22 protein-coding genes are annotated in these 25,714 nt (G+C 43.0%); 3 read left to right on the top strand and 19 right to left on the bottom strand.

Going from position 1 to position 25,714, the window contains the following annotated elements; all coding sequences use genetic code 11:
- Nucleotides 1–49 precede the first annotated feature (49 nt).
- Nucleotides 50–256, top strand: a complete 207-nt coding sequence (locus tag CEQ32_RS15490; protein WP_088586376.1) for a helix-turn-helix domain-containing protein — start codon at nt 50–52, stop codon at nt 254–256.
- Between the two features lie 1,426 nt (nt 257–1,682).
- Here the strand turns inward: CEQ32_RS15490 and CEQ32_RS15475 are convergent.
- The 12 genes from CEQ32_RS15475 to CEQ32_RS15420 form a co-directional block, all read right to left on the bottom strand.
- Nucleotides 1,683–2,807, bottom strand: coding sequence for an ATP-binding protein (locus tag CEQ32_RS15475; RefSeq protein ID WP_226871836.1), 1,125 nt, complete (start codon nt 2,805–2,807; stop codon nt 1,683–1,685).
- Nucleotides 2,791–3,912, bottom strand: a complete 1,122-nt coding sequence (locus CEQ32_RS15470; RefSeq protein ID WP_088585462.1) for an ISAs1 family transposase — start codon at nt 3,910–3,912, stop codon at nt 2,791–2,793. Before CEQ32_RS15470 ends, CEQ32_RS15475 begins: the two co-directional genes overlap by 17 nt.
- A gap of 35 nt (nt 3,913–3,947) precedes the next feature.
- Complete coding sequence (locus CEQ32_RS15465; RefSeq protein ID WP_226871835.1) at nt 3,948–4,760, bottom strand: helicase HerA domain-containing protein; 813 nt, start codon at nt 4,758–4,760, stop codon at nt 3,948–3,950.
- Nucleotides 4,757–5,605: an SIR2 family protein gene (locus tag CEQ32_RS15460; protein WP_226871834.1), complete on the bottom strand. Its 849-nt coding sequence runs from the start codon at nt 5,603–5,605 to the stop codon at nt 4,757–4,759. Before CEQ32_RS15460 ends, CEQ32_RS15465 begins: the two co-directional genes overlap by 4 nt.
- Nucleotides 5,606–5,630: 25 nt before the next feature.
- Nucleotides 5,631–7,190, bottom strand: a complete 1,560-nt coding sequence (tnpC, locus tag CEQ32_RS15455; RefSeq protein ID WP_088585667.1) for an IS66 family transposase — start codon at nt 7,188–7,190, stop codon at nt 5,631–5,633.
- Nucleotides 7,191–7,282: 92 nt separating this feature from the next.
- Complete coding sequence (gene tnpB, locus CEQ32_RS15450; protein ID WP_057786146.1) at nt 7,283–7,639, bottom strand: IS66 family insertion sequence element accessory protein TnpB; 357 nt, start codon at nt 7,637–7,639, stop codon at nt 7,283–7,285.
- Between the two features lie 2 nt (nt 7,640–7,641).
- Complete coding sequence (tnpA, locus tag CEQ32_RS15445; RefSeq protein ID WP_088585668.1) at nt 7,642–7,926, bottom strand: IS66 family insertion sequence element accessory protein TnpA; 285 nt, start codon at nt 7,924–7,926, stop codon at nt 7,642–7,644.
- A gap of 45 nt (nt 7,927–7,971) precedes the next feature.
- On the bottom strand, nt 7,972–8,451 hold the full coding sequence (locus CEQ32_RS15440) for a hypothetical protein (RefSeq protein WP_088586374.1): 480 nt from the start codon (nt 8,449–8,451) through the stop codon (nt 7,972–7,974).
- 305 nt (nt 8,452–8,756) lie between these two features.
- Nucleotides 8,757–9,494, bottom strand: coding sequence for a Qat anti-phage system TatD family nuclease QatD (qatD, locus tag CEQ32_RS15435; RefSeq protein ID WP_088586373.1), 738 nt, complete (start codon nt 9,492–9,494; stop codon nt 8,757–8,759).
- On the bottom strand, nt 9,491–10,825 hold the full coding sequence (gene qatC / locus CEQ32_RS15430; protein ID WP_088586372.1) for a Qat anti-phage system QueC-like protein QatC: 1,335 nt from the start codon (nt 10,823–10,825) through the stop codon (nt 9,491–9,493). The genes qatD and qatC overlap by 4 nt, the downstream gene beginning before the upstream one ends.
- Entirely contained in the window at nt 10,818–11,705 is an 888-nt protein-coding gene (locus tag CEQ32_RS15425; RefSeq protein WP_088586371.1) for a hypothetical protein, read from the bottom strand. Before CEQ32_RS15425 ends, qatC begins: the two co-directional genes overlap by 8 nt.
- Entirely contained in the window at nt 11,705–13,465 is a 1,761-nt protein-coding gene (locus CEQ32_RS15420; RefSeq protein ID WP_088586370.1) for a P-loop NTPase fold protein, read from the bottom strand. The genes CEQ32_RS15425 and CEQ32_RS15420 overlap by 1 nt, the downstream gene beginning before the upstream one ends.
- A gap of 126 nt (nt 13,466–13,591) precedes the next feature.
- Here CEQ32_RS15420 and CEQ32_RS15415 point away from each other — a divergent pair, with 126 nt between their 5' ends.
- A complete protein-coding gene (locus CEQ32_RS15415) occupies nt 13,592–14,800 on the top strand; it encodes an IS4-like element IS10A family transposase (RefSeq protein ID WP_001206290.1) in 1,209 nt (402 codons plus the stop codon).
- A gap of 502 nt (nt 14,801–15,302) precedes the next feature.
- Here CEQ32_RS15415 and CEQ32_RS15410 read toward each other — a convergent pair.
- The 4 genes from CEQ32_RS15410 to CEQ32_RS15395 all read right to left on the bottom strand — a co-directional run bounded on the left by CEQ32_RS15410 (nt 15,303) and on the right by CEQ32_RS15395 (nt 19,342).
- Nucleotides 15,303–15,722 carry a hypothetical protein gene (locus CEQ32_RS15410; RefSeq protein WP_088586369.1) on the bottom strand — a complete coding sequence of 140 codons (420 nt, stop codon included), beginning with the start codon at nt 15,720–15,722 and terminating at the stop codon, nt 15,303–15,305.
- Nucleotides 15,723–16,420: 698 nt separating this feature from the next.
- Complete coding sequence (gene greB / locus CEQ32_RS15405; RefSeq protein WP_088586368.1) at nt 16,421–16,924, bottom strand: transcription elongation factor GreB; 504 nt, start codon at nt 16,922–16,924, stop codon at nt 16,421–16,423.
- Nucleotides 16,925–16,944: 20 nt separating this feature from the next.
- Nucleotides 16,945–17,565 (bottom strand): gamma-mobile-trio protein GmtX, encoded by a 621-nt coding sequence (gene gmtX / locus CEQ32_RS15400; RefSeq protein ID WP_088586367.1) that lies wholly within the window; start codon nt 17,563–17,565, stop codon nt 16,945–16,947.
- A 1-nt stretch (nt 17,566) separates the two neighbouring features.
- Entirely contained in the window at nt 17,567–19,342 is a 1,776-nt protein-coding gene (locus CEQ32_RS15395) for a VPA1269 family protein (RefSeq protein WP_264291142.1), read from the bottom strand.
- 118 nt (nt 19,343–19,460) lie between these two features.
- Between CEQ32_RS15395 and CEQ32_RS15390 the strand changes: the two genes are divergently transcribed.
- The gene (locus CEQ32_RS15390) at nt 19,461–20,669 is read left to right on the top strand and encodes an IS4-like element IS10A family transposase (RefSeq protein ID WP_001206290.1); all 1,209 of its coding nucleotides are present in this window, start codon (nt 19,461–19,463) and stop codon (nt 20,667–20,669) included.
- On the opposite strand, the gene CEQ32_RS23155 is transcribed toward CEQ32_RS15390, so the two are convergent.
- From CEQ32_RS23155 to gmtY, 3 genes are all read right to left on the bottom strand, one after another.
- Complete coding sequence (locus tag CEQ32_RS23155; RefSeq protein WP_088586366.1) at nt 20,653–23,898, bottom strand: VPA1269 family protein; 3,246 nt, start codon at nt 23,896–23,898, stop codon at nt 20,653–20,655. The two genes, CEQ32_RS15390 and CEQ32_RS23155, sit on opposite strands and share 17 nt — an antisense overlap.
- 90 nt (nt 23,899–23,988) lie before the next feature.
- A complete protein-coding gene (locus CEQ32_RS15380) occupies nt 23,989–24,303 on the bottom strand; it encodes an integrase repeat-containing protein (protein ID WP_088586365.1) in 315 nt (104 codons plus the stop codon).
- A complete protein-coding gene (gene gmtY, locus CEQ32_RS15375; protein ID WP_088586364.1) occupies nt 24,300–25,601 on the bottom strand; it encodes a gamma-mobile-trio recombinase GmtY in 1,302 nt (433 codons plus the stop codon). Before gmtY ends, CEQ32_RS15380 begins: the two co-directional genes overlap by 4 nt.
- Nucleotides 25,602–25,714 lie beyond the last annotated feature (113 nt).

Below are 25,714 nucleotides of genomic sequence, written 5' to 3'. Positions count from 1 at the left end.
CATTATAAGCCGCAACTTTGGATAGTCTTTCTCTTTAACGAGATGAAAAATGAAAGACTTAGCAATCCAATTTGGGGCTAAATTACGAGAGGAGCGTAAACGGCGAGGCATTTCCCAAGAAAAAATTGCGCTACTCACAGAGATAGACCGCAGTTACATGGGGCGAATCGAACGTGGAGAGGTAAACATCACGCTCGAAAAGGCATATCAGTTGGCAGAAGCCTTAGGCTGTGACATAAGGGCACTCTTGCCGTAGGCGCATCTTAATTAAACTTCCCAAGTGAGATTTGCAGCCTCAGTTCTGGTTCTGCCTGCACTCCGGTATACTTATAGCGGATCTCAATATGATTTAGTTTAAAAATCAAGTTTGTTACGACATTTTCTCCTAGCTAAATTTTGCTCAATATCATTACACTGTGATTCATTGACATATGTGGCGTATATAAATTAGAGAAAATGGTTTATGAATAGAAGTAGGTTTAATGCATTTGGGGCCCATGCGTTACCGTGTTTAATTATATCATGTAGTATGCTGGGTTTTGCTTGGCTTGCGATTCAGGAGTCAGATGTAACCCTATCGATAAACTATCTCGTGGCCGCCTCCGTTTCGTTTACTTTTACGATGATAGGTTATTGGGGATATTGTAAGTATTACGTCTCAAAAAAACCGCATAGTGTATTATATGCTGTTGTTTATACAGTTTTATTTCCATTTTTTTATCTGCCAAGTGCAATTTCTAAAAGACGCTGATAATTTCGCAATGGTAAATTGTCCTAGCTTTATTCCAAGGCATTGCTTAGTAATACCTTAAAGGTTAGTGTGGGTAAATTAAGCCCGTGTTCGTAAAATTGAATGCCGATACTCGGGCTAGAATGGAGCACATTTGTGGAAATGTGTAAGCGTTCTATGCACTGGCTGATGCGTGAATACGTTGAAAGAGAGGAAAAGCGTGAAGCTTTGCGCCAAGAATCAGTTAGCGACTCATAACGGGTCGAGTTTGCCATCATCAATACCATTAAGAAGCTTGAAGTTTATTTGGAAATCGGTCGTCCTTTGGACTGTGTGGGGACTCGCTTCAAAGGAGTGTTGATTTTGGTGATAGGGCTATCTGTTTTGGTACCACAAAGAAGGTGGTAAGCACTTAGTGATCCTGTGTTTTCGTCATCAAAAAGAAGTTGGTTGTTGATGTATTCCTTTTATAATGTGAACTAAATTACCATGCAAAAAATGGTTAACTGTATTGTGAGTGAATGGTTTTCACTTGAATAGCACAAAAACGTTTAGTATTTCGCTTATGATTTTTTAACTAAATCAAGGCGTAGTTAAGTCAATCGAGGTAAAGAGCCATTTTGGAGGTCTAGTATGAGTATTAAAATACTGGCAGTTCTTGTCATGTTGTTTACCCTTGGGCTTATTGTGGCATCCGGTGTTGTTTTGTACCGAGGATTTAAAGAGCGATAGACCTGTGGGAGATTAATAAAAGTAATAATGAATCATACTAAAAGGTAGTGATCTCATCGAAACGCTGCCTTTTCTAAAAAAATTTTTATGCCTCAAAATGCTTTATAGTGATATACCTACTCCGGAGTTATTAGTTTTAATTTACCATACAAAAGCTAATCCATTTTTACTTGTTATTAGGTCAGGCAATTACAGCTAATATCCCAATTGAGATACTTTATTATGACCATATAGATGCAAATGCTGCATCAGAAGACTTTGGTTTTGGCTTAGCTTCATCAATGGAAAAGCGTATCGGGATATTGAAAGCTGAACCGAAACCAATAGCATCCCCTCTAGGTAAACCAGAAATTTCACTTAGAGTATGTTCATTACCATTTTCTATCGCGTGTCTTAATGCATTGATGTCTCGCTCATTAGTTAAACGCAGAGAGATCCAATTTGAACACATGGCCAGCACTGTCGAAGAGAGCTCTGATGGGCGTTGAGTGCTAACAAGTAATGAACAATTAAATTTACGCCCTTCTTTTGCAAGCCTTTCGTATGCTTTAAGCTGAGTTCCTTCTTCTGCAAAGGGATCTCTAAGGTAGTGATGGGCTTCCTCTAAAAGAAGCATGGTTGGATAATTCTGATCTTGGCCTCTTTTAAATAATACATCAGAGTACATCTCTAAAAGTGAACCTAAAATCATTGGGGCATGATCATCTGCTATGTTTTTTAAGTTAATGATATGAACATCCCAATCTTGTGGCTCTCCAGATTTTTTACCAAAAATATAATCAACTTCATCTTCAACTTCTTTATTCCACATAGTCGCTGGGTTCGTAATTGCTTGTCCTCCAGATAAGTTAACTACATTGTTGAATCTAGGGTCATCTACGAGTTGCTGGATAATCTTAACTAATGGCAATACATTACCATAACTAAAAGCATCTCTTTTGCTTGTTCCTTGAGGTGTGAATGCTTGACATCCGAACTCTGCAACAAGGTTAGCTAGCGCTTTAAAAGGAGGCCAAGTTGGGAAATGTCCAAGTGCATTGCTTCTCAACTTTTTCAACCACTGACATAAGTGATCTTGTCCATCTTGTCGACAGTCATCAACTAACTCGAACCAATTTGCAGTTGTAGAAGGTGGTATTGTTTCAGCGGTCCATATCAATCCGTTCTGGCACGTACAAACCATATGAAGTGACTTCAATGCATTGCGTAGAGCAGGTAATTGTGTTTTATCGCTTGGTCTTAATAATTTGATTAAGCCAGCATAGCCAAATGCTTGATAAGGTATTTGATGATAGATAGGGTATTTGCCAGGGCGACCGCATGAGTGTCTACATTTTAACCACATGACTAAAACCAGCGCTTAATACCTCCTCTAGCATGGTTGTGCTCATCATGCATCGCTTTTGTTTACCAACAATGCTTAGCTTGGTTGGCTCTGCTCGAAGCATATTCAAACTCATATGGCGTAAGCAAGACAGATTTTCTGCACCATGACCTTTATATATCTGGCACGCATCTTCATTCATGGTGACATCAAGCACCCAGTGCATTGACTCTATGCCCCAGTGGTCTCTGACTGCTACCGCAGCTTGCTCTGCACTAAGCGCTTTGGAACTGATGTAATAACGGTACTCTAGCTCGACAGATTTGCCTTTCTCAAAGCGGAAGTTTTCAACCATGATAATGTTCTTCAACCCTTTCCAGCGAGAAAAGTCACCATCAAGGTTGGTACTGGCCAAAACATAGCATTGGCGAGACTCTATACGTCCATGCCCCTGTTCAAGGTTGACAGTGTCTGCCACATTGGCTCGCTGAGATGAGAATGCTTTTTCCATCGCTTGTCGGAGTTTTCCTTGATTGCTCTTTACTGCAAGCAAGTAATCACCACCTTGCTCTACAATGGCTTTGGCTATACTAGTCTGACAAGCCATTGCATCAATGGTGACTAGGGCTCCCCTGATATCAAGCATCTTTATCAGCTCAGGAATGGCCGTTATTTCATTACTCTTTTGCTCAGTTTTTAACTGTCCCAACACAAGTTTGTTTGATGATGCATAAGCACTGATCATATGGATAGTGCTCGACCTATCTTCGCGATTGTATGAGCCTCGAAGTGTTTTGCCGTCGATCGCAACGACTTGACCTTGGGTAAGAGTATGTACTGACGACATCCAGTTGATGAAGCACTCATGAAACGACTCTGGTTCAATCGTCGATATTATGCGAGCAATAGTGTCATCAACAGGAATGCCGTTCACAAAGAGGCCATTACGCTTAAACCAATCATGATGACCGAGAATGTATTCACGAATATCAAACCAGCCTTTCGCGCCTGCAATCACCGCACATAGCGAGCCAAAAAGGACTTCAAACAGGCAATATGTGACCTTTGCACCTTGGCGTTGGTCGATAATCGTTTGAAAATGTTCTTTGAAGTGGTCAATGTGCATGGTGCTCTCCCTAAAAAGGGAGTATATGATCACAGCTAAATGTGATCGTCAAATCGATCATGAATTTGGTTGAAAAGTGTTCGCGATCTCACCCTGGGGTATTTGCCATCAAAAATAGGAGGTGGTGCTACTGGTGCAAATCCAGCCGAATTAGTTGAAGGAGGTGAGATACTACCCAATATGGTCTCTTTGACTCGTTTTTGACCAATAAATGCATCAGCATATTCACCATTTATATCGAATATAACGAGTCTAGAATTTTTGAACTTTTCACGTATTCTCTGTGATATCAAGGCATTGAAATTTGATTTGCCATACCCAGTGCTACCGAGAACAGCCAAATGCCTTGAAAGTAGAGAGTTAAGACCAGCATTGATCCTCGTCGTCTTAGTTCTTGAGTCACGCCCTAGCTCAATCGTAGAGTATTTTTCATCTTCATTTACGCCATAGATTGTTTCTAGATAGTTGCTCGAAAGGGGAATAGCTTTTGCACCTAATGTTGGTAATTTCCAGTTTTCAGAAATAAATTTTCGAGTGTCACCCTCCTGAAATACATAGCCAACAGAATATGCAATGAGTTGCCTTAGTGGGGTATCTGTTATATTCATTGTGCCGACATTAGAAGAATGAGCTTTATCTGGATCAACAAATGCCATGTCCGTGACTCGAGCAATAACAAGATTAGTACCGGCATCTAATCCAATTAAATCGCCAGGTTGGGAGACCGAACTTACCCCTCGACGGTGAGATGCTAATTGTCCTTTGTGGCCTTCAAGTAAGTTAATGCGAATTTTTGTGCCTTCAAGCGCAACAACATACCCAATTGAATCGACGCTTTCTATGCTCATATCTGATTACCACTTTGAACTAAATCATTAATAGCGGAGATAAGCTGTTGTGTGGAAGTATCTCTCGGAAATAACACTGGTTTTGGAATGTATTTAACAAATGAGTCGAAGTAAGCCTTAGAATTCCCGCCAACAATAGTAATTTGATTTAATGATAGCGATTTAAGTTTTTTTATGCATTTTTGTGCTTCGTTCAAATTAGATGCATTTGTCGATATTGTATCAAGTTCAGGGTAAAAAATAACAATATGTAAGGAAGGGTTGAGCAGAGCCCCAAGAATTATCCTATTGATGTGGTAATCGCCGAACCCATATCCGTTTACAAAAATAGCTGTTTGAGGCTTTGATAGGAACTCACTAAAACGACGAAACATCTCACCATATACAAAGCCGATTGTATGGTGATACTTATTAGCACCAGGATAAATTAAGAATTGCTTATCATATACAGGTTCACCATTTAGTAATGGCTCTATATAGCGGCTTTTTGCTAAAGCGGAAGGGATCTCCTTAATATCGCTGTTATGCTCTTGAATCCATGATAGTGAGCCATGTAATTTATGCAAATATGCATGATAGTGCCCAAATCTAGCCTCACCTCGAGCATTAACGTTTCTAAAGCTCAAATCAAAATTTTGGGGCTGAAAAGTTCTTGTATGAAGTCCTGAGAAACCGTTAACAAGTTGAATACCTATTTCTTCAGCAGCCCATTCTAATGAGAGATCATAGTTGGTGGTAAATAGCATCGGAGCGGCTTGACCTGGTTGGCGATTTGAAATTAATTTTTCAAGTAGTTCTCGATGATAATTGAATTTGTCCTGTGATCCTAGTAAGCGTAACGCCAACCACACCTTGCGGTGTGGCTGGTGATCAGTAAGGCAGGAGTTGCTGTAGTTTCTCTTGGGTGTTGGCTTTGGGTAGCTCGGTTAATAAGCGGCATAGGTAATCATACGGCTCCAGTCCGTTGATTTTTGAGGTCTCGACCAGGCTGTACAGTGCCGCACTGGCTTGTGCTCCCGTCTTGGTATTAGCGAACAACCACGCCTTGCGACCAATCACGAACGGTTTGATGGCGCGCTCCGCACGATTGTTGTCGATATTCAGACAGCCATCATCCAGATAGCGGACAAGCTTGGGCCACTGATTCAGGCTATACGTAATAGCCGCTCCCAGTAAACTTTCTTTCGTGACACTCTCGCTTGATTTATCCAACCAGCTTTTGAATTGCGCGAGCAACGGCTTGGCTAGCGTTTGCCTGGCTTCATATTTCTTATCAGGCGGCGCAGTTTTTAATTTACTCTCCAGCGCATAGAGTTTCTGGATATGGTTAAGGGCCACATCGGCCTTACCCGTTTTGCCTTTGCCCTGCGCTTTTTGGGCTTCGACGAACTTGCGTCTGGCATGCGCCCAGCAGCCGACTAAGGTTGCGTGGGTTTTCTCATATCCGGCATAACCGTCGACCTGCAGATAACCGTTAAACCCCGCCAGGAAGTCGGTGGGATGTTTACTGCTGCGACTATCCTGATAATCAAACAGCACGAGCTTGGGGCCGGTACTTTTTTCTAAGCCACAGCCATATACCCACATATAACAGGTGCTTTTCTCAACATCCAGCACATTAACCGTGGTTTCATCTGCCCACAGCACGGGCTGTTTCAGAAGCTCAGCTTTCATTAACGCCAGTAACGGTTTCAGTTTCTCTGCACAGCTTATCAGCCAGCGGCTCATCGTTTGACGGCTAAGCTCAATACCGGCCTGATTAAACAACTGCTCCTGACGATAAAGCGGTAAGCCATAGTGCATTTTGCTGCTGATGATTTGGGCAAGCAGACTCGGTGTGGTCATGCTCTTAGGGATAACCGCCGGTGGCACATCGGCAATTTTAATGTCGACCTTGGTGTCCGTGGTTTCACACTGCCGGCAGCTGTATTTCAGCCGCACGTTTCTGAGCACCCGGATTTGTGCCGGTACGAACTCGATTTGCTCACTGACTTCCTCACCCATTTGATGTAGCGCATGGCCACAGCAAGCACAGGTTTTATCGTCAATGTCATGGATAACATCAACGCGCGGCAGCTCAGGGGCAATCCGTGGGCGGCGTGGCTTAGCAGCTTTCTTAGCGCTCTCGGTCGTCTGAGTATCTGGCTCTGTCGCTACTGACTCGTCTTCAATAAGCTGTTCGGCCTCATTTAACACCTCGCCTTCACCTTCATAGGTTTCACTGCTGGGGCTAAATTTCTGGTACTTCTTCAGGTTGTAACGCTCCAGCAACTGCTGCAACTTGTCCGACAGTTGCTGGTTAACCCGCTCTAATTTGGCGATGCGTTTATCTTTTTGCGCCAGTTTGCGCTCAAGCTTTTGCGTCTGCTCAAGCAGCATTTTCTTGAGCAGTGCAACGTCATCAGGTAAGGATTGAGGTGTCTTTTTCATGGCCGCTATTGTAACGGCCAATTTAGCTAAGTGCTTGGTAAAATTTAGATTGTTTTGGATGCGATCATAAGGATTTATAGCCGATCGTCATATCAGCCCACACTCTGGTAATGCAGTGGCTGATGGGCGGTGATTTTTTGGATATCGACACCTTGCAACAGCCAATGCCATTGCTGCTCGCTAATAGACAGTATTTTGCCAGGCATCTGCCGTGGCCAGCGGAACTTGTCTTTTTCAAGCCGTTTGTACCACAGGCAAAACCCGGTGCTATCCCAGTACAGTACTTTTAACCGGGTACGCTGCTGATTACAAAACACAAACAGTGCGCCGCTAAATGGCGAGAGCTGCATCTCTTGCTCGACCAGCAACGATAAGCCATTAATGGATTTACGAAAGTCGACCGGCTGTTTATGCAAATAGACCTTAGGCACATCGAGGAACATTTTCATGGTCAGAGCGCTCTTAGCAAGGCTGCTAACCACTGTGCATCGGTGCCGGCTGGAAACTGCAATTCGATATCGCGCTTGCGTAGCAAAATGGATTGATTCAGCTGCAAACCCTGTGGCGTCAGCTCAACAAAGCCACCGTCATCATCCTGAAACGCCAACAACTGACGCTTGCGATAACTAAAATATGTAGGAATGATGCCCTGACGTTTTGCAAATTCAGTTTGGGTGAGACCACTTTGGGCTTGCTCGGCAAACAAGGCCAGCCATTGTTCTTTGGTACGGTGCATGATGATTACCCTGGCAGTTGATAATGGCAGACAGGGTAAAGTTGATCAGTTAGGATTGGAATGTGTGGTTGGCGTTACGCTTACTGATCCTAAATTCTCATCACCAAAAGCTTCTTGTTTTACCAGTAGTGCCGCTTTAGTTACTGATTGATATAAGTAAAGGAGGATTTTCTGAAGCCTGCCTACTGGTTGGGACTCAAAATCTGTATCGGTGTTTAATGGTGATGTTTTTTTGTATACCGATAAATATTGGGTTACTTGATCTAAAAGTTGCTCCACATTTACATCTTGATTATTGATATTTTCTTGAGTTATGAGTTTAAAAGCAAGTAATTCAGTGGGGAGACTAGGCGAACAGTCTATTGCATCAAGCCATACACCTTTCATTGTCATACCGCCACACCCTACCGATGCACCAGCACCAAGAAGGACACCAATGTTTTCTAATTGGCATAAAGACCCTATATGACTTTTAAAGTCATCCTCAGAAATCGCAGTACCACCTTGATAGATGAAATCATTCATTTTACATTCTTATGTCAAAATATTCCTACTGAGAGTGTGCAACTTTTTCGATTAAGATTCAATGGTATACAAGCCATATGTAATGCATTGCAACATGAGTATTACCATCGTACAGAGGTACTTTACTGTAGAGCTAATTGGTTAGGGTATTTTATATCCGAGATATTTCCGAGTTAGATTTTTAACTCTAACTCGCCAGTTTCGGGTTAATATTTGTATAGTATGCTCACCGTTAATTTTCACTTAAAACTGATACGCTATGCCAGTATCTAACACGCTGACTAATAGTCATAAATGTTACTACACTATGTTATGCCACTATTCAACAACAAAACCATATTTCGCTTAAGTTGAGCAACAACATCCTCGTCGGTAACTTTCCACAACAAAGACAACTCATTTACTGCAAGTCTGGCTTGTGAGGGTAACAGTGGGGAATTATCCACTTTTGCAAATGGACCATCAGTTTCGAGTAACACACGATCTGGCGGTAACCACGACGCAACTTTCATTCCCCGATTTGAATTCAACATTGCCGGGCCGACAGAGAAAAAACAGCCGTGTTCGGTTGCTTCCTGTACTTGCTTTTTGGTTCCTAAAAACCAATGAAGTATTGGGGTTCCTGATAGAGGGTGTTTTTGCAAACAATCGATGACTTGTTCTGTAGCGTTTAGGCTATGAATAGATAGAATTTTGTCATTGAACTGAGAGCACTTTTCAAGAATATGGTTGAATACGTGGAGTTGATCCTCGATGTAGGGGAGGTAACCCTTTGAACCATCTAGACCAATCTCTCCTATGTATCTAGTTTCACCTATTAACTCATCGAAGATTGCTAGCTCATGCTTTCTCAAGTGGGCAAGCTGTGGGTGTAATCCTAAAGCAGTCTTACAACGGGCAATACCTTCCGTAAGTTTAACTGTGCCTCTCCAAGCGGATGGCACAGTTGTAACAGACAGCACATAGTAATTGCATTCTCTCAAGTCATTAAGTACCTCGCGGTGATCTGGGTACAAATCGACATGGCAATGCAGATCCATCATGCTAGTTTGACCGATTTCAAAAATGCTTCAACTTCTGCCAAACCTCTTTTCACTGTAGACTCCAGTTCTTCGCGTGTCTCTTTATTCTGTGGTAAAGGTCCAGACTGGCGTAACCAAGCCATGTAGTCAGGGCTCTTCTTTAATCGAATTATTGCAGTCTGTACTGCATGAACGTCATCTCTTTTCTCCGATTCGTTCAATATACTTGTAAGTCGTGGAACCGCATAGTCAGCATCTTTTGTAAAGCCTGCATGAAATATGGAAGCTCGCCTGACTAGACATGGAAGGCAATAACCACATTGTATATGTTCTCTATGCCAGTGGCTGCAAGATACACTTAATGGTATCGCTTTTTTAACAGCGTCTTGATCAACGCACTCAGCTAGCATTTCGCCTTTGGTTTTAAACTGGTACGGATTTGTAAATTGAATGTTAAACCCAACATCGTTAAGCAATAACTCTAACTGAGATAGAAAGTTTGGGTGAGTTGTTCGAGTGCTATGGCTCCCAATGCGCCTGCGAGTTAACGGCGGATTAATTGATATATATCCATTTTCAGGCACAATAATCTGAGAGATAGTATCATCGTTATTTGCTTTCCTAAGTGCCGTAATCCCTAATACAGCCATTGCTAAAAAATTAAAGCTTCTCCCCCTCATGCTGGTATCGTTAGCATGCTTAGCCTGACCTGATAATTGAGGGGCTATTGAATATGAAAACTCTCCAAATGGCTTTTTGAGCAGTTTTTTTATATCTTGCTGTTTCGCTCCATCAGCTCGATATGCGTGGCTTACAAGCATCGGACGGATTTCAGAGTCACCATTGAGAATATCAATCGCTCCAATTGCGCTATCCAACCCTCCAGAAAAAAGACAGACCGTATTCAATCCTTTCAATGATTCCGCCACAAGCTTGGACTGCTTGCTATTTATTGGCTTAGGTAGCTCTAACTCAGATTTGATAAAAGATAACTTCCATTGATCGCCAGTTAAAAAACCTATCAGTGATTCAAGTCTCTTTGCTACAGCTTCCCACTTATCTGGAGCAAATACAGGTATGTGGAGATTTAAGATTCGTGACCAAGAATTTGGCGCATTCTCTCTTGGCTCAAATGTCTCTGCCGAAGTTACTGCTGTTGCGATAGTTACCAAATCAAGTGCATCGGGATTAATCGCAACCCCAAGCTTTCTAATCTTGGTGAGTAGCTCTTTCGATGCGTGACTGCATTTATACTTATTTAGCGGATGGCTATCAAAAATTTGTACCGGGTGGCTTTCGCCAGAGTAGTCAGGAAGCTTATCGGGGTCGTGATGGAAGTAAAAATCAGTCATTGAATTTCTCCCAATGGTCTACAGTTTTTGATATTGCCTCGATTTGAATTTTCTTAATGTTGTTCTTGGTGATATTGCTGGGATTGCCGTTTGTCGCTTTGTCCATTTCTTGCTGTGTTATCACTTTAATCAGCTCCCTTAACTCGCTTTCCATTTTGTGATGCTTAGTTGCTACCTCTGCTTTGAACCAAGCTTCTCCCATTCCTGTGACTACATCTTGAAAAATTAAGTCAGTTAAATAACAGGAGATTGCTTCTTGGATTACCTCGTCAGTGAAACTTGCAGGATCGAAGTCTTGAGTATCAGGAAGTGCTTCTTCCAAAGCGTAATTGAGAGCAATGCGCACTGCGTCAGAATCTGAGTTATCTGGCGCTAAATGAGAGGCAATGCGATCAATCGCTTGATCAGTCGTTAGGCCTCGAAGGTCATTAAGAGATAAGGACTGGTCACCAACAGTAACGCTGTCCCCGCGCATCATTCCTACGAATCCAGCGCCTGCTGTTATACCACTGGCAAGTCTTCGACTTGTCCCTTTCCCGCCACCGGATGAGTTTTTAGCGTAATGTTTTAGGGAGCGCCTAAGATCTGAACTTGAGCCACCTGTACCAGCATATTTGCCGAATGCTTGTCTCGCACTTTTGTATCTGCTCGCTGGCGGTTGTGCTTGGCCCGACGAACCAATTTCTTGCTGTACCTTATTGTTATCAACTTCTTGGCTATTGTCAGCACCATCTTTATCTTGGCCGCCACCACCACCGATGCCCACGTTTCCATCAGTGTCAGTAGCTGGACCAATTGTTAATCCATTTCCGCCTTCTGCCCATGGCGGTACGAGTGGGTTTTTATCTTTAGGTCCCCTAGATGAGGCTGATGTACCCATTATTTAGCTCCTTCTAATTCTTCTATTATTGGTTTCATCCAACGCTCCTTCGGTAGGTTTTTCATAAAATCCAAAAAAGTGGCTTTGCACCGAATATCTTTTTCAGCGAGCAATCGCGCACCAAAAATACCGTCAGGACATTTACTCCAATCTGCAATTGACCTCAGCTTTTCTAGCACCGCATCCATTGCTGGCATATAGTCTTCTGGTGGAGTTTCATCTATTGCTTTAGTACTTGCTTGGCTGATTCGCTGGGTCTGTTTCAATAGTGCCACGACAAGTTTTTGAGCTGCTCCCGACATAACTGTTCCAAAAGCTCCCATAGGAATATTTTCTTTACTCAGGTAGAGAGCTGGGGTCAGATCAATATCAGAAAATTTAGGCGGCAGTTTTGCCCATTTAGCCAGAAACTTTTTCTCTGACTGCCACTCTTCAGGCAGTTTTATGCCCTCGATGTTGGCTCCGGCAGCTTCAAGTTCTGCTAAAACCTTTGGTTTGCCGTTTTCGCTATCAATCATTTGGTAAAGCTTGTTACCGGCTCTTGTTCCAAGGCAACGTTCAAAGATAACCAGTTTGGTTATCGTTTTCTCATCTAATTGCATACCACGCCGGAGCGCCGTCTTTCTTCTGATTCTAACTTGATTAAGAAGACGCTTAACTATTCGCGGGTTACCATTTATGTTGGATGATTCCGCTAATAGAGGTGCGAGTTGTTCTGCGACAACAAGCTTATTCCTCAACTCAGTAGTCCCTAAAATATTTTTCCCATCAAGCAAATCATCTATGGTTATTGCTGCCTCTTTCCAAGACATTTTCAGATTTTTTTCAAGGGCATGTCGTAGAGTCTCTAATTCATCGCCTTTGACACCGTGATCAAGTGCAACCAGCATGAACAGATAGGCTCTAATTTCTAAAGCGCCGGGGCGTGGGACATGTATAGGTATTTGAATCAGTTTGTCCAAGTAGTCAGTTTGATGCCGTTGAGATGAACCCTTGTGGTATTCACTGACTGCCAGACGGATCATGTCTTCATCGGCGGCAATTACAAATGCTGTGTTGGGCAGAAACAAGAAAAGGCGAATGGCTTCAAGCGTTGAAATCGCGTTGTAAGGCGAGCAACGGTCCAAGTTATCAACATAGACAATCAATGGCTTACCAAACTCGGCAAGAAGATCTGAGTATGCTTGTCTGAACTCTTTGATTTCTTTTGGTGGAGAGAAATCCTTTTTCTTGCTCAGAAGGTCTTTGTTTCTGTTAGCAATCTCTTTAGCACCTTCGACTCCATCCTTAAAATCACCGAAATCATATTCACCGTCTTCTCCGCCACTGAACATTCCGAACAGCTTTTGGAATCCACCAAACGTGGGGACACCCGCTGCGAGACTGCCTGCATCCATCAGGAGCCCCATAAGTCTGATCTTGTTTACGCGCCCAGCAAAATCTTTGGCCTTTTCGCTCAAGCTTTCATCTGCCTTGGCTTGTTTGACGAGTGTTTCCGCGATTGTCTCTAATAATGCAGCTTTGGCATCGTCGTAACCTTGGAACATCCAAGCATCGAAACTAACTTGGATATAATCGTCCTTGTCGCTTACAAGTGCAGACTTTGTGAGTTCTAAAATTGTGGACTTTCCTGCCCCCCAATCCCCAAACACACCAACACTTATTGGCATAAGATTTTTTTCAGTAATTAGGTCTTTGATGGATTCGGCAGTTTCATTGAAATTCAGAAAGTCAATATTTGATTCTTTATCAGACCACATCTTTATATCCCTATTTAGCACTGAAGAATCCCCTGATGATTTACAAATAAATCATCAAATTAGGGTGGAAGCGCATCTTGTTGCATGATCAAATGGTTTCGCTAAAAACTACACTTGGACAACAAGATGCGCGAAGCCAATATCCTACAACATTCTTTACACCAATACTGCCCAGAACTTCACCTAAAACGATTAAACAGCTTGATGCTGGCCTCTAAGGCACTGATTGAATGTAAGACACTGACCTTGACTGAGTTAGGTCGAAATTTACCAACCACGGCCCGAACCAAGCACAACATCAAGCGCATTGATCGTTTGCTCGGCAACACGCATCTGCATCAAGAACGGTTAGCTGTCTACCAATGGCATGCCAGCCTCATCTGTTCTGGTAACCCTATGCCGATTGTGCTCGTCGATTGGTCAGACATCCGAGAGCATAAACGCATCATGGCTCTGCGCGCCTCAATAGCCTTCAATGGCCGCTCTATTACCCTGTATGAGAAGTCCTATCCCCTATCAGAACAATGCTCTAAGGCCTCCCACAACGGTTTTTTAGCGGACTTAGCCAAGATTTTACCTTTGCATGTTACCCCTCTCATCGTGACTGACGCGGGGTTCAAAGTGCCTTGGTACAAAGAGGTTGAGGCGCATGGTTGGTTTTGGCTAAGCCGTATTCGCGGTACAGTTCAATTTGCAGATATTGGCGCTGAAAATTGGCGTGCAGTTCGCAGTACACATGACTTGGCCAACGGTCAAGCGAAGAGCCTGGGTTGTAAGACTTTGACCAAAACTAACCCTATCAATTGCCATCTCACGCTTTATCGTAGCAAACCTAAGGGGCGTACAAATCAGCGTTCAACGAGGACTAATTGCCACCATCCATCGGCAAAAACGTACTCAACATCGGCGAAAGAGCCTTGGGTGTTAGCCAGCAATTTACCACCAGAATCTCGGAGCCCAAAGCAGCTGGTAAACCTGTACGCCAAACGTATGCAAATAGAGGAAACCTTTCGTGACCTCAAAAGCCCGGCATACGGCTTTGGCTTACGCCAAAGTCGTACCAACAGTCCAGAGCGATTCGACATCATCCTACTGATAGCGTTGATGGTTCAATGCCTGTTGTGGCTAGTTGGTTTACACGCACAGCAACAGGGCTGGGATAAGCATTTTCAGGCCAATACCATTGGGCATCGAACGGTACTCTCAACGATTCGCTTGGGATTGGAGGTACTCAGGCGGCCTGATTATCAAATCACTGAGAAAGAATTGCTGGCGGCCTGGGTATTATTCGCCAATCAGTTGCTCAAATATGGCTATGCTATGGCTGATTTATGAGGGGATCCTTCAGTATTTAGCATCCCTTAGCGGTTCTCAATCACCACTATTTATGTAGTCACTTTGTAGCATTACTAAAATTTGGTCAACTAAGTCGATCACACATTTTGCAAGGAGCTCCGAAATGGAACAATAAATCTGGTCACTCACTTAGAGATGGTAAATACGTTTTGGGGCATAATAAATTGGTGAGTTCGAAGCCCGTGAAAAATGTCTGTAGTTTCGCGTGTGCACCATACTCAGTAAGTCTGACTCATTGTAATGGCTGTAGAAATCCCTTATGGCCTTTAGTATCCATTACTTTATTTATATCAAATGTTCAGACGACAAAGAGCTACTAGCCACTGCAGTTAGCTCAATGTTGAGCATCTCCATGTTAGGGTTTTAACTCCAATTTGATTAAATATTCTATGGATAAGTTTTGGTTAAGAGCAGATTCTAGCCTACCCCGAGCGAGTAATGCGAACTACTTGAACAAAATGTTGCTTTTCAAAGTGACTTATTAGTTATACCAGCCCCAGTAGAAAATACTTGCAGATAAAAATACCATAGATAAATAATATGCAGGAACATGCATAATAACTCTTGATTTACATAAATTCTTTTTTTTGAGATTTACAATATCAAAATTTAGTGCCTTTTTTGACTTTTCATCTAACTCAGAGTTTTCAATTTTGGATATTTGTTCTTTTAAAATAGTTGAAAAGAATTTAAACTCATTAAAACCTTTTATTAGCTTGTGACTAAAGATGATGAAAGTAAATATCACAGCAATTACCTGTAGATACTCTTGCGTTACACCCCAACATCCCAAAGTCGCCAAAAATAACCAAATTCCAGAATCATTCATATTTTTATTATATTTTTGAATATCTATTTCAATTAATTGTAATTTTTCTTCAAAAGATTGATATGTCGACATGGTACCTCGTATGCCTAACAGTGTTTCACTCGAATTTTTAAGCCCAAACTGTATTAAATTAAATGCCTGGAAATAGGAGTAAATAATTGTAAAATGTTTAAAACTTAGCACCTATCATGATGTTTTTGCAACACATCCCATGCAATATTTATGTATTTTGCCGTTATTAGCAGGGTGTGAGTTGCACTTCTTAAAAAGCTGATTAAATCGAAAGCTATACTTAAACAACATTTCATTGCGTTACATGGGCAAGTAGCTCACTTTGGGATAGAAGTGAGTTAAAGCAACTTGCCGTATTTGATTGTTTCGTGATGTGAAGATTGACAGGTTAAGTCCAGACTCGTCCACCTCTTTTAGGAAGTGTTTATCGCGTATTTGGCCACAAATCGCAAAGAACCTAGGCTTTGTTTCCTAAAAGCACAAATAACTACAGAGTGCTTCCTGAGCGGCCTGCATGGCGCTTAAAACCCTTGTTTCATCGTCAGTCGTTTATCTGTAATCAGAATATTATTTTGATTTAAACCCCAAAAACATTGGATTTCACTATTAGGAAACAAAGCCAAGAACCTATCACAATTTTTCTAATATAGAATTTTTGGTGTTTCTAATGCTGGAGTCGTGCTGAAAAGTTACCCAAGTCCGCGATCTGTGTCTTTCTATGATTACGACTTCAGTGCTGGTTATCATGTTTTTGTTTTTTAAGGATTTTCTATTTTATTCTCTTTTTGAGGAATTTGGTAGGAAATTGAATTTACGTACCAAGTATGCTCACCTAATGGTGTACTGACCACAACTTCGTCATCTACTTCTTTTTTCAGCAAAGCACGAGCCATTGGCGCATCGATCGAAATATAGTCATTTCTACCATAGATCTCGTCAGGGCCAACTATACGGAAGTTCTTTGTATCACCCGCATCATTTTCGATTTGTACCCAGGCACCGAAGAATACTTTTCCATCTTGTTGGGGGGAATATTCGACAACCTTCACAGCTTCAATGCGTTTTCTCAGATAACGCACACGCGAATCAATTTGTCTAAGTAATCTCTTGTTTTCCTTGTAATCAGCATTCTCTGAGCGATCACCAAGACTCGCTGCCCAAGTCACTTTCTTCGTTATTTCAGGTCTGTACTCACGCCAAAGATGGTTCAGTTCTGCATTTAGCTTGTCGAAGCCCTCGCGGGTGATCAAGTTAGTTTTCAAGGTTCTTCCTACAGATTTATCTAGAGGTACTGTAAAGCCTTTTTTATAGCATCTATCGTTGCAACGGGTAAAAAGGGCTCGTTATTATTGCCAGATACTATACTGCCATGCTGCCCCACCTCCAATTGATTCCGCCGTCTAAATTCATCAGACAACAGGTACTCAAGAGCTTCTCGCTCAAGGCCTGTTAGCCTTTTTGTGAGAAGATCAGATGATCTTCCATCAAAGATCTCTATTACCTGGTTGATTGGAGCAATCTCATTGACGGCCCGTTCGGCAGCAATTTTTTGTGAGTACAAGATCCTTGCCTGTAGTTTAACAACAGGATCTTTAAGTTCATCTATCCAAGCATAACTTTTGCCATAGCTTAGTTTGTTACTCTTTGGGGTGTTTGAGGATTGCTTGGCAAAGCTTGAAATTAAAGTGCGATAGGTTTCACCTGTTTTGTTTCGAATGCTTTGTGCAGCAGGGACCCCTCGTCCTTTGCCAAGTCGAGCAATGGTCGCATAGCTGAATTCATTCAGGCCCCTTTGTTGCTGCTCTATGCAAATTTGATATATAGCTTGCAGTGAGTGTTGTACTCGCTCTGAAACCTCAGATTTTAGCTGTTTCAAGACGATTTCAGGAGATATTTCAGTCATATTATTCGACCAGTTTAAGAGGGGTTGCCCCCATAAAAAGTTGTTTCAATTCGTTCTTAGAAATTCGTTCTCCATCTTCAAAATCATTTAAAGCCAAATCACCATCGATAAGCCTGTCGATTTTTTCCCAGCTTTTTAGCCTTGAGAGCATCAATTGAGTCATTTGGTTACCCACTACAAGTTGTTCTGGTTCGTTTAAATACAGAAAATGAGGGGTAATACCGTTCTTCACCAACATCTTATCGAGAGCTTGACTTCTTCTTGTCACAGCTTGTTCATCTGTGCAACAGTGGTAAAGCTCTGCGTTTTCACAGACTTCAGATAGTTGTTGAAAACAGCTTACTTCGCTGATTTCAAAACTAAAAGAAAAGTCATTAGGTACAATGAGTTGTAGCTTTGTATCTTCAGATAGTGAGTCTTGATTAATGATAGATTGACAGTTAAATAAGTGTTTATGAAGGGCATTCATATCACTCATGTATAAATCCATTTTTTTGGCTTTGACTTCAATTTCTGAGTTCAGTTTTCGTCGTTCAGATTGAAGTTTAAGCTTTTCACCTTCTAAAATAGACGTTTGAGTACTTTGTGATTTCTGCTGATATATTTGATGTGAGAGTATGTCTATCTTAGTTACAATATCGTCGAGCTCTTTCTCTAAAAGACTGTAACGTTGAGATTGTGTATTAATCGCCAAACACAATTCGTTAAATACAGCAGCCAGTCCCATCATAAATGCAGGGCCAGTGACAAAAAACCTACACTGAATACAGTTTTGCTCCCCGAGATAGCCGGCAGTAACAGGATGATAAATATTGGCTTTCATCGCGACGGCAGCTCCCCCCTCATTACAAAATCCCCCACCAACAGGACATATGCCAAAGTCTCTGAAAAGATAACTCGATGCAGGTCTAGCATTATCGATGGTTGATAGAAACTCAGTATTGTTAGCGATTAGTTGGCTCTTACATTGTTCAATTCGTTGGGATTCAATAAAACTTTTTAGTGTATCTGCTGCTTTATTTAATGCCTGCTTTTCTCCAAGAGTGATTTTCTCTCGAATATTTGCTCCTGTCTTATCGCTCTTCATGTAGTAAATAGACATGATGATTGAAGAATGACCGACCAGTTTCATTATGACTTCAATAGGCATGCCGAATTCATAAGCGTAGGCATTAATCAGGCTAACGCGCATAGAGTGTGGTGTGTAGGTGGATTTAAATGGTGCAAGGGCAATTGATTGCTGTTGTTTTAGTTCAGACGCACACTCGTGAAAGTTTTGCCCTGCGTAGGAAGCAGAAACGAGCTGGTCGTCAGATGAAAAAAATATCGCTGCCGCAAGTCTAGAAGCCAATCTTCCACCAAATGTGCCTGGTTCATTTTCTTGAAAGTCTCGGAATAAGAAGCAGTTGTGCCCCTTTTGTTTCCTTTGGAGTTCGTTCAAATTAGTTCTAGTGCATTCTAGCCACTCAGTCGGCTTCTCAATGGGGTTGTATTTCTCTTGCCATTTTCTTAATTTGATTAGCCAACACGCTAACTCAATGGGCATAAATGGAATGGCATAGCCTTTGCCGTCGAAACTTGTTTTGTTAGAGGTATAGTAAACACCGAAATCGCCATCTCGAGTTTTGTTTATCATGCCTTGTCTGTTGGTTAAACAAGCCAATTTGTTTCTATTTGGCGACCAGGTTATTTTACCAATCTGAAAATCTGGCACTTCGGGGTCTGCTTCCCCAGAGTCGCAATAAACAATTTGCCTTCCTCTTGCAGGTAATTGCATTAATGCATAGGTCTGAAGAATCCCCTGATGATTTACAAATAAATCATCAAATTAGAGTGGAAGCGCATCTTGTTGCATGATCAAATGGTTTCGCTAAAAACTACACTTGGACAACAAGATGCGCGAAGCCAATATCCTACAACATTCTTTACACCAATACTGCCCAGAACTTCACCTAAAACGATTAAACAGCTTGATGCTGGCCTCTAAGGCACTGATTGAATGTAAGACACTGACCTTGACTGAGTTAGGTCGAAATTTACCAACCACGGCCCGAACCAAGCACAACATCAAGCGCATTGATCGTTTGCTCGGCAACACGCATCTGCATCAAGAACGGTTAGCTGTCTACCAATGGCATGCCAGCCTCATCTGTTCTGGTAACCCTATGCCGATTGTGCTCGTCGATTGGTCAGACATCCGAGAGCATAAACGCATCATGGCTCTGCGCGCCTCAATAGCCTTCAATGGCCGCTCTATTACCCTGTATGAGAAGTCCTATCCCCTATCAGAACAATGCTCTAAGGCCTCCCACAACGGTTTTTTAGCGGACTTAGCCAAGATTTTACCTTTGCATGTTACCCCTCTCATCGTGACTGACGCGGGGTTCAAAGTGCCTTGGTACAAAGAGGTTGAGGCGCATGGTTGGTTTTGGCTAAGCCGTATTCGCGGTACAGTTCAATTTGCAGATATTGGCGCTGAAAATTGGCGTGCAGTTCGCAGTACACATGACTTGGCCAACGGTCAAGCGAAGAGCCTGGGTTGTAAGACCTTGACCAAAACTAACCCTATCAATTGCCATCTCACGCTTTATCGTAGCAAACCTAAGGGGCGTACAAATCAGCGTTCAACGAGGACTAATTGCCACCATCCATCGGCAAAAACGTACTCAACATCGGCGAAAGAGCCTTGGGTGTTAGCCAGCAATTTACCACCAGAATCTCGGAGCCCAAAGCAGCTGGTAAACCTGTACGCCAAACGTATGCAAATAGAGGAAACCTTTCGTGACCTCAAAAGCCCGGCATACGGCTTTGGCTTACGCCAAAGTCGTACCAACAGTCCAGAGCGATTCGACATCATCCTACTGATAGCGTTGATGGTTCAATGCCTGTTGTGGCTAGTTGGTTTACACGCACAGCAACAGGGCTGGGATAAGCATTTTCAGGCCAATACCATTGGGCATCGAACGGTACTCTCAACGATTCGCTTGGGATTGGAGGTGCTCAGGCGGCCTGATTATCAAATCACGGAGAAAGAATTGCTGGCGGCCTGGGTATTATTCGCCAATCAGTTGCTCAAATATGGCTATGCTATGGCTGATTTATGAGGGGATCCTTCAGTGCATAGGTATAGGTCCAATAGATAGGGAGCCAAAGATACGTTTTCCCCCCTTCAACTTTGGTAACGCAGTCAGGATCTGATGGGTCAATTTCAATAGATTCATCTATTTGGACCCAATCTGCTGAGAATTTATGTAGATGAAGAAGTTCTGAATAGCTGACTTTTTCAAATTGCGTTTGGGGAAAAATCCACTCGCGTGCGCTTTTTACAAATTGATAAGGCAATGCCAATTTGTTGGTTTCATTAAGTGAAACTGGTATTTGTTCACCATCAAAATTGATGTGAGAAAATGGGTTTTTTGCTCCCTTTATACGAGATACTTCACCAGTATCTTCATCTTCGATGGTCAAGAATTTTACGATGAGCCAATCTAAAAATTCATTGATGGAAAACAGCCATTTTTTCTTTCGAGTAATAGGTACTAATTCAAATACTTCGAGCATGGGTTGAATATTTGTTTTGCCGCGAGTGAGGTAATCAAGTGGAGATATTTCGAAATTGTTGGGTTCAATGTATTCTCGTACAAATTCACATAGGTCTTTGACTTTTGTATCTCCTCCTTTTGCCGTTTTCAAAAACTCGGTTATCAAATCACCCCATTGCTTCCACTCTGGTTCAAAATATCGTACTTGATACGGTCTTTTGACTCCAAAAAAATCAAAAGTATTGGTCCAGCCGTCACCTTCATAATACTCAATCGGAGATGCCGGCATTTTTGGGTCGTTCAGTTTGCTGCGTAATTTTTTATAATTAGCCAGAGATGTACATTTATGAGAACGGACTATTTTTTCTAGCTCATGAAGCTCATATGGCTTGGGAATATCTAGTAAATCATACCAATCAATCCAGTCTTTGAATTTTTTATCAGGTTTCGAGGGGAGTTGCGCATAGTCTTTTTGGATTTGACGGTACTGAAGAGAGTCTCTGATTCCTAGCACTTTGCATGCATTCTTTAACTCCCTAAGTGTATTTATCCTATTTGACAGTAAAAATTCAGTCCAGGATTGCCAGTCGGCGGAATAGGTTACATTAGGGTTGCTGGGTAAGCGTGGGTCTTCACGGTAACGCTGTTGGTATTCTGGGTAAGAGGTGATGCTGAGTGCTTGGGTGGCCTGCTGAGCGGCGGCTAAAGTGGGATAGAACTTATCTGCAGTCCCTAAAAACTGGGGCCAGGATTGCCAGTCGGCGGAATAGGTTACATTAGGGCAGCTGGGTAAGCGTGGGTCTTCACGGTAGCGCTGTTGGTAATTTGCCTGAGAGGTGATGTCGAGGGCTTGGACGGCCTGTTGAGCGGCGGCTAAAGTGGGATAGAACTTATCTGCAGTCCCTAAAAACTGGGGCCAGGATTGCCAGTCGGCAGAATAGACCGCATGCGGGGCGCTGGGTAGGTGCGGGTCTTCACGGTATCGTTGTTGGTAATCTGACTGAGAGGTGATGCCGCGATCTTGGACGGCTTGTTGGGCTTCGGCGAGGGAGGTATAGAATTTATGTTCTGTACCTAAAAATGCAGGCCAGGATTGCCAGTCGGCGGAATAGGTTGCATTGGGGTTGCTGGGTAAGCGAGGGTCTTCACGGTAGCGCTGTTGGTATTCTGGGTAAGAGGTGATGCTGAGTGCTTGGGTGGCCTGCTGAGCGGCAGCTAAAGTGGGATAGAACTTATCTGCCGTCCCTAAAAACTGAGGCCAAGATTGCCAGTCGGCGGAATAGGTTGCATTAGGGCAGCTGGGTAAGCGCGGGTCTTCACGGTAACGTTGTTGGTACACTGGCTGTGAAGTTATACCAAGGGCTTGGATGGCCAGTTGGGCTTCGGCGAGGGAGGTATAGAATATTTTTTCTTCTTTACCTAAAAATGTGGGCCAGGATTGCCAGTCGGCGGAATAGGTTCCATTAGGGTTGCTGGGTAAGCGTGGGTCTTCACGGTAGCGCTGTTGGTAATTTGCCTGAGAGGTGATGTTGAGGGCTTGGACGGCCTGTTGAGCGGCGGCTAAAGTGGGATAGAACTTATCTGCAGTCCCTAAAAACTGGGGCCAGGATTGCCAATCGGCGGCATAGAATTTATCAGGGCTAGCGGGCAAGCGTGGGTCTTCACGACGGCGTTGTAGGTATTCTTCCCGCAATGTGATGCCAAGGGCTTGGATGGCCTGCAGGGCTTCGGCGTAAGTGGGATAAAACTTATCTGCGGTTCCTAAAAATTGGGGCCAGGATTGCCAATAGGCGGAATAGGTTGCATTGGGGTTGCTGGGCAAGCGCGGGTCTTCACGGTAGCGCAGTTTGTATTCTGGCTGAGAGGTGATGCTGAGGGCTTGAGTGGCCAGTTGGGCTTCGGCGAGGGAGGCATAGAATGTTTTTTCTTCTTTACCTAAAAATGTGGACCAGAATTGCCAGTCGGCGGCATAGGTTACATTAGGGTTGCTGGGTAAGCGTGGGTCTTCACGGTAGCGCAGTTTGTATTCTGGCTGAGAGGTGATGCTGAGGGCTTGGGCTGCCAGTTGGGCTTCGGCAAGGGAGGCATAGAATTTATTTTCTGTACCTAAGAATGTCGGCCAAGATTGCCAGTCGGAGGCATAGGTGGCATTAGGGTTGCTGGGCAAGCGTGGGTCTTCACTGTAGCGCTGTTGGTAATCTGGCTGAGAGGTGATGCTGAGGGCTTGGGCAGCCAGTTGGGCTTCGGCAAGGGAGGCATAGAATTTATTTTCTGTACCTAAAAATGTCGGCCAGGATTGCCAGTCGGCGGCATAGGTCACATTCGGGGCGCTGGGCAAGCGTGGGTCTTCACGGTAGCGCTGTCGGTACTCTGGCAGTGAAGTGATGCTGAGGGCTTGGGCTGCCAGTTGGGCTTCGGCGAGGGAGGCATAGAATTTATTTTCTGTACCTAAAAATGTCGGCCAAGATTGCCAGTCGGCGGCATAGGTGGCATTAGGGTTGCTGGGTAAGCGTGGGTCTTCACGGTAGCGCTGTTGGTAATCTGGCTGAGAGGTGATACTGAGGGCTTGGGCTGCCAGTTGGGCTTCGGCGAGGGAGGCATAGAATGTTTTTTCTTCTTTACCTAAAAATGTGGGCCAGGATTGCCAGTCGGCGGCATAGGTCACATACGGGGCGCTGGGCAAGCGTGGGTCTTCACGATATCGCTGTTGATAATCTGACTGAGAGGTGATATTGAGGGTCAGGGCAGCCAGTTGGGCTTCTGTTAACGAAGCATAAAAACATTTCTTCATTGGCCTAACTCCCTAACTTTTTCTCTAATTTCATCGTCTTGAGGTTTGATATACACCAAGCAACTTTCTGGGTTTTTATTGTTCCTAAGTTTATTCGACATTTATTCCTGGGCTTTTGGGTAGACGCAGGTCTTCGTGGTAACGCTTTTGATATTCAGGTACTGCAGTGATGCCTAGGGTTTGGGCGACCAGCTGAGCTTCTGTGAAGGAGGGATAGGCATTTTTCTCGTCTTTGCCTAAAAAATGATCCCAAGATTGCCAGTCTGCGGAATACATCTTATTCGGGGTACTAGGCAGCCTCGGGTTTTCAAGGTGTCGCTGCTGGTATTCTACCTGTGAGGTGATGCCAAGGGCTTTGGCAGCCAGTTGGGCTTCTGTTAACGAAGCATAAAAACATTTTTTCATAGGCCTAACTCCCTAGCTTTTTCTCTAATTTCATCGTCTTGAGGTTTGATATACACCAAGCAACTTTCTGGGTTTTTATGGTGCATGGCTTTTTGGATTTCTAGCTGATTGAAACCCGAGGTTGCGAGTCTATACCCATAGGAATGCCTGTGAGAGTGCGGACTGGTTCCCTGATGCTTATTCGAACTTAGTCCTATACGTTCTATTGCTTTTTGATACTTTTTTATAAAGTTTTTTTTGGATTCGGGTTGCCCTTTGCCGTTAGTAAATAGAAACGGGTGATCACCATCAATTCTTGATGTCAGATAGTCTCTAAGCAGTTCAGTAAATTCGACGGCTTTAATGTGAGGAAAAATCATGACATTGAAAGAAAGGTTGCGGGCAGTAAGCAGTGATCCTTTCCAACCCGAAAAAAGTCTGTGTGAGCGTTGATACTCATTTCGGGGCTTAAGATGAAACTGTAGATTTAGAAAATCGCGCCGATTAGTAAAATTAGGCAATGGACTGGCCCCGTCGCTTGGATGAAACACTGAAATGATCGTAGCGCCAGTTTTATTATCAATCGCAACATCATGAGTATAGATATGGAAACATTCGGATAGTCTTAGGCCACCATAGTGCATAAGCATCACGATGAGTATGCTGCCTAAATCGAATTTTCCAGCTTGATTGGTAAACCCATATTGTAAAAAACGTTCAAAATGTTCATCTGGAAATCGGGATACTGATTCAACCGAAAGTACATGTGCGGTTGGGGCTTGTACCCTACGACTCATTGCAAATTTGTTTGGAGATGGGTGATTTAGGTGGTTTAAAAAGCAGTTCGATTGACGTTTGTAGTAGGCACACCATCTGATTCTTTCTTCTGCCTTAGTTGCTCGTCTTAGGGGATTTAAGTTGGGTAATTCGTGCCCATAAATTCCATCAATGTAATCGCAATACAAGTTGATATGACTTAGCAGAGTATTCACATCTGCAATCCTTCGAGGGAACCAGTAGAGGTTCAATTCATCAATCTGTTGGCTGTCTAAAGTTCCAAAGTTTAGGGCATCAACGAAAGATTGGAGCAACTCAGTTGCAGACATGTCTGAATGTTGATGCGCATCTATGAACTTCAAAAGTAGCTGAATTGCAAACGTATTCCGCTCAATCCAAGATTGGGATTTATTTAGTTTTGAGAAGAGAAATCTTAAATGAGAAATGAGCAATCCATTTTCAGTGAAAAGGGCAGGAAGTTTTATCGCTGTAGTTGCATGAGAGGCGGTAAATGCAACATTGAGCTTTAGAACTGAAGGCATTTTTATACCAACAAATTAATAGTATAAAGTATATAGTTGGGGATTCTTATTTTGTCAAAGTGATAGAGATTAGTAAGAAAAATGATCTCATTGAGAAGATAACGATGTATTTA

Origin of the sequence: Shewanella sp. FDAARGOS_354, from assembly GCF_002209245.2 — a bacterium.
Classification (GTDB): Bacteria; Pseudomonadota; Gammaproteobacteria; order Enterobacterales; family Shewanellaceae; genus Shewanella; species Shewanella xiamenensis.
This window is presented reverse-complemented; position numbering and strand designations above follow the sequence as displayed.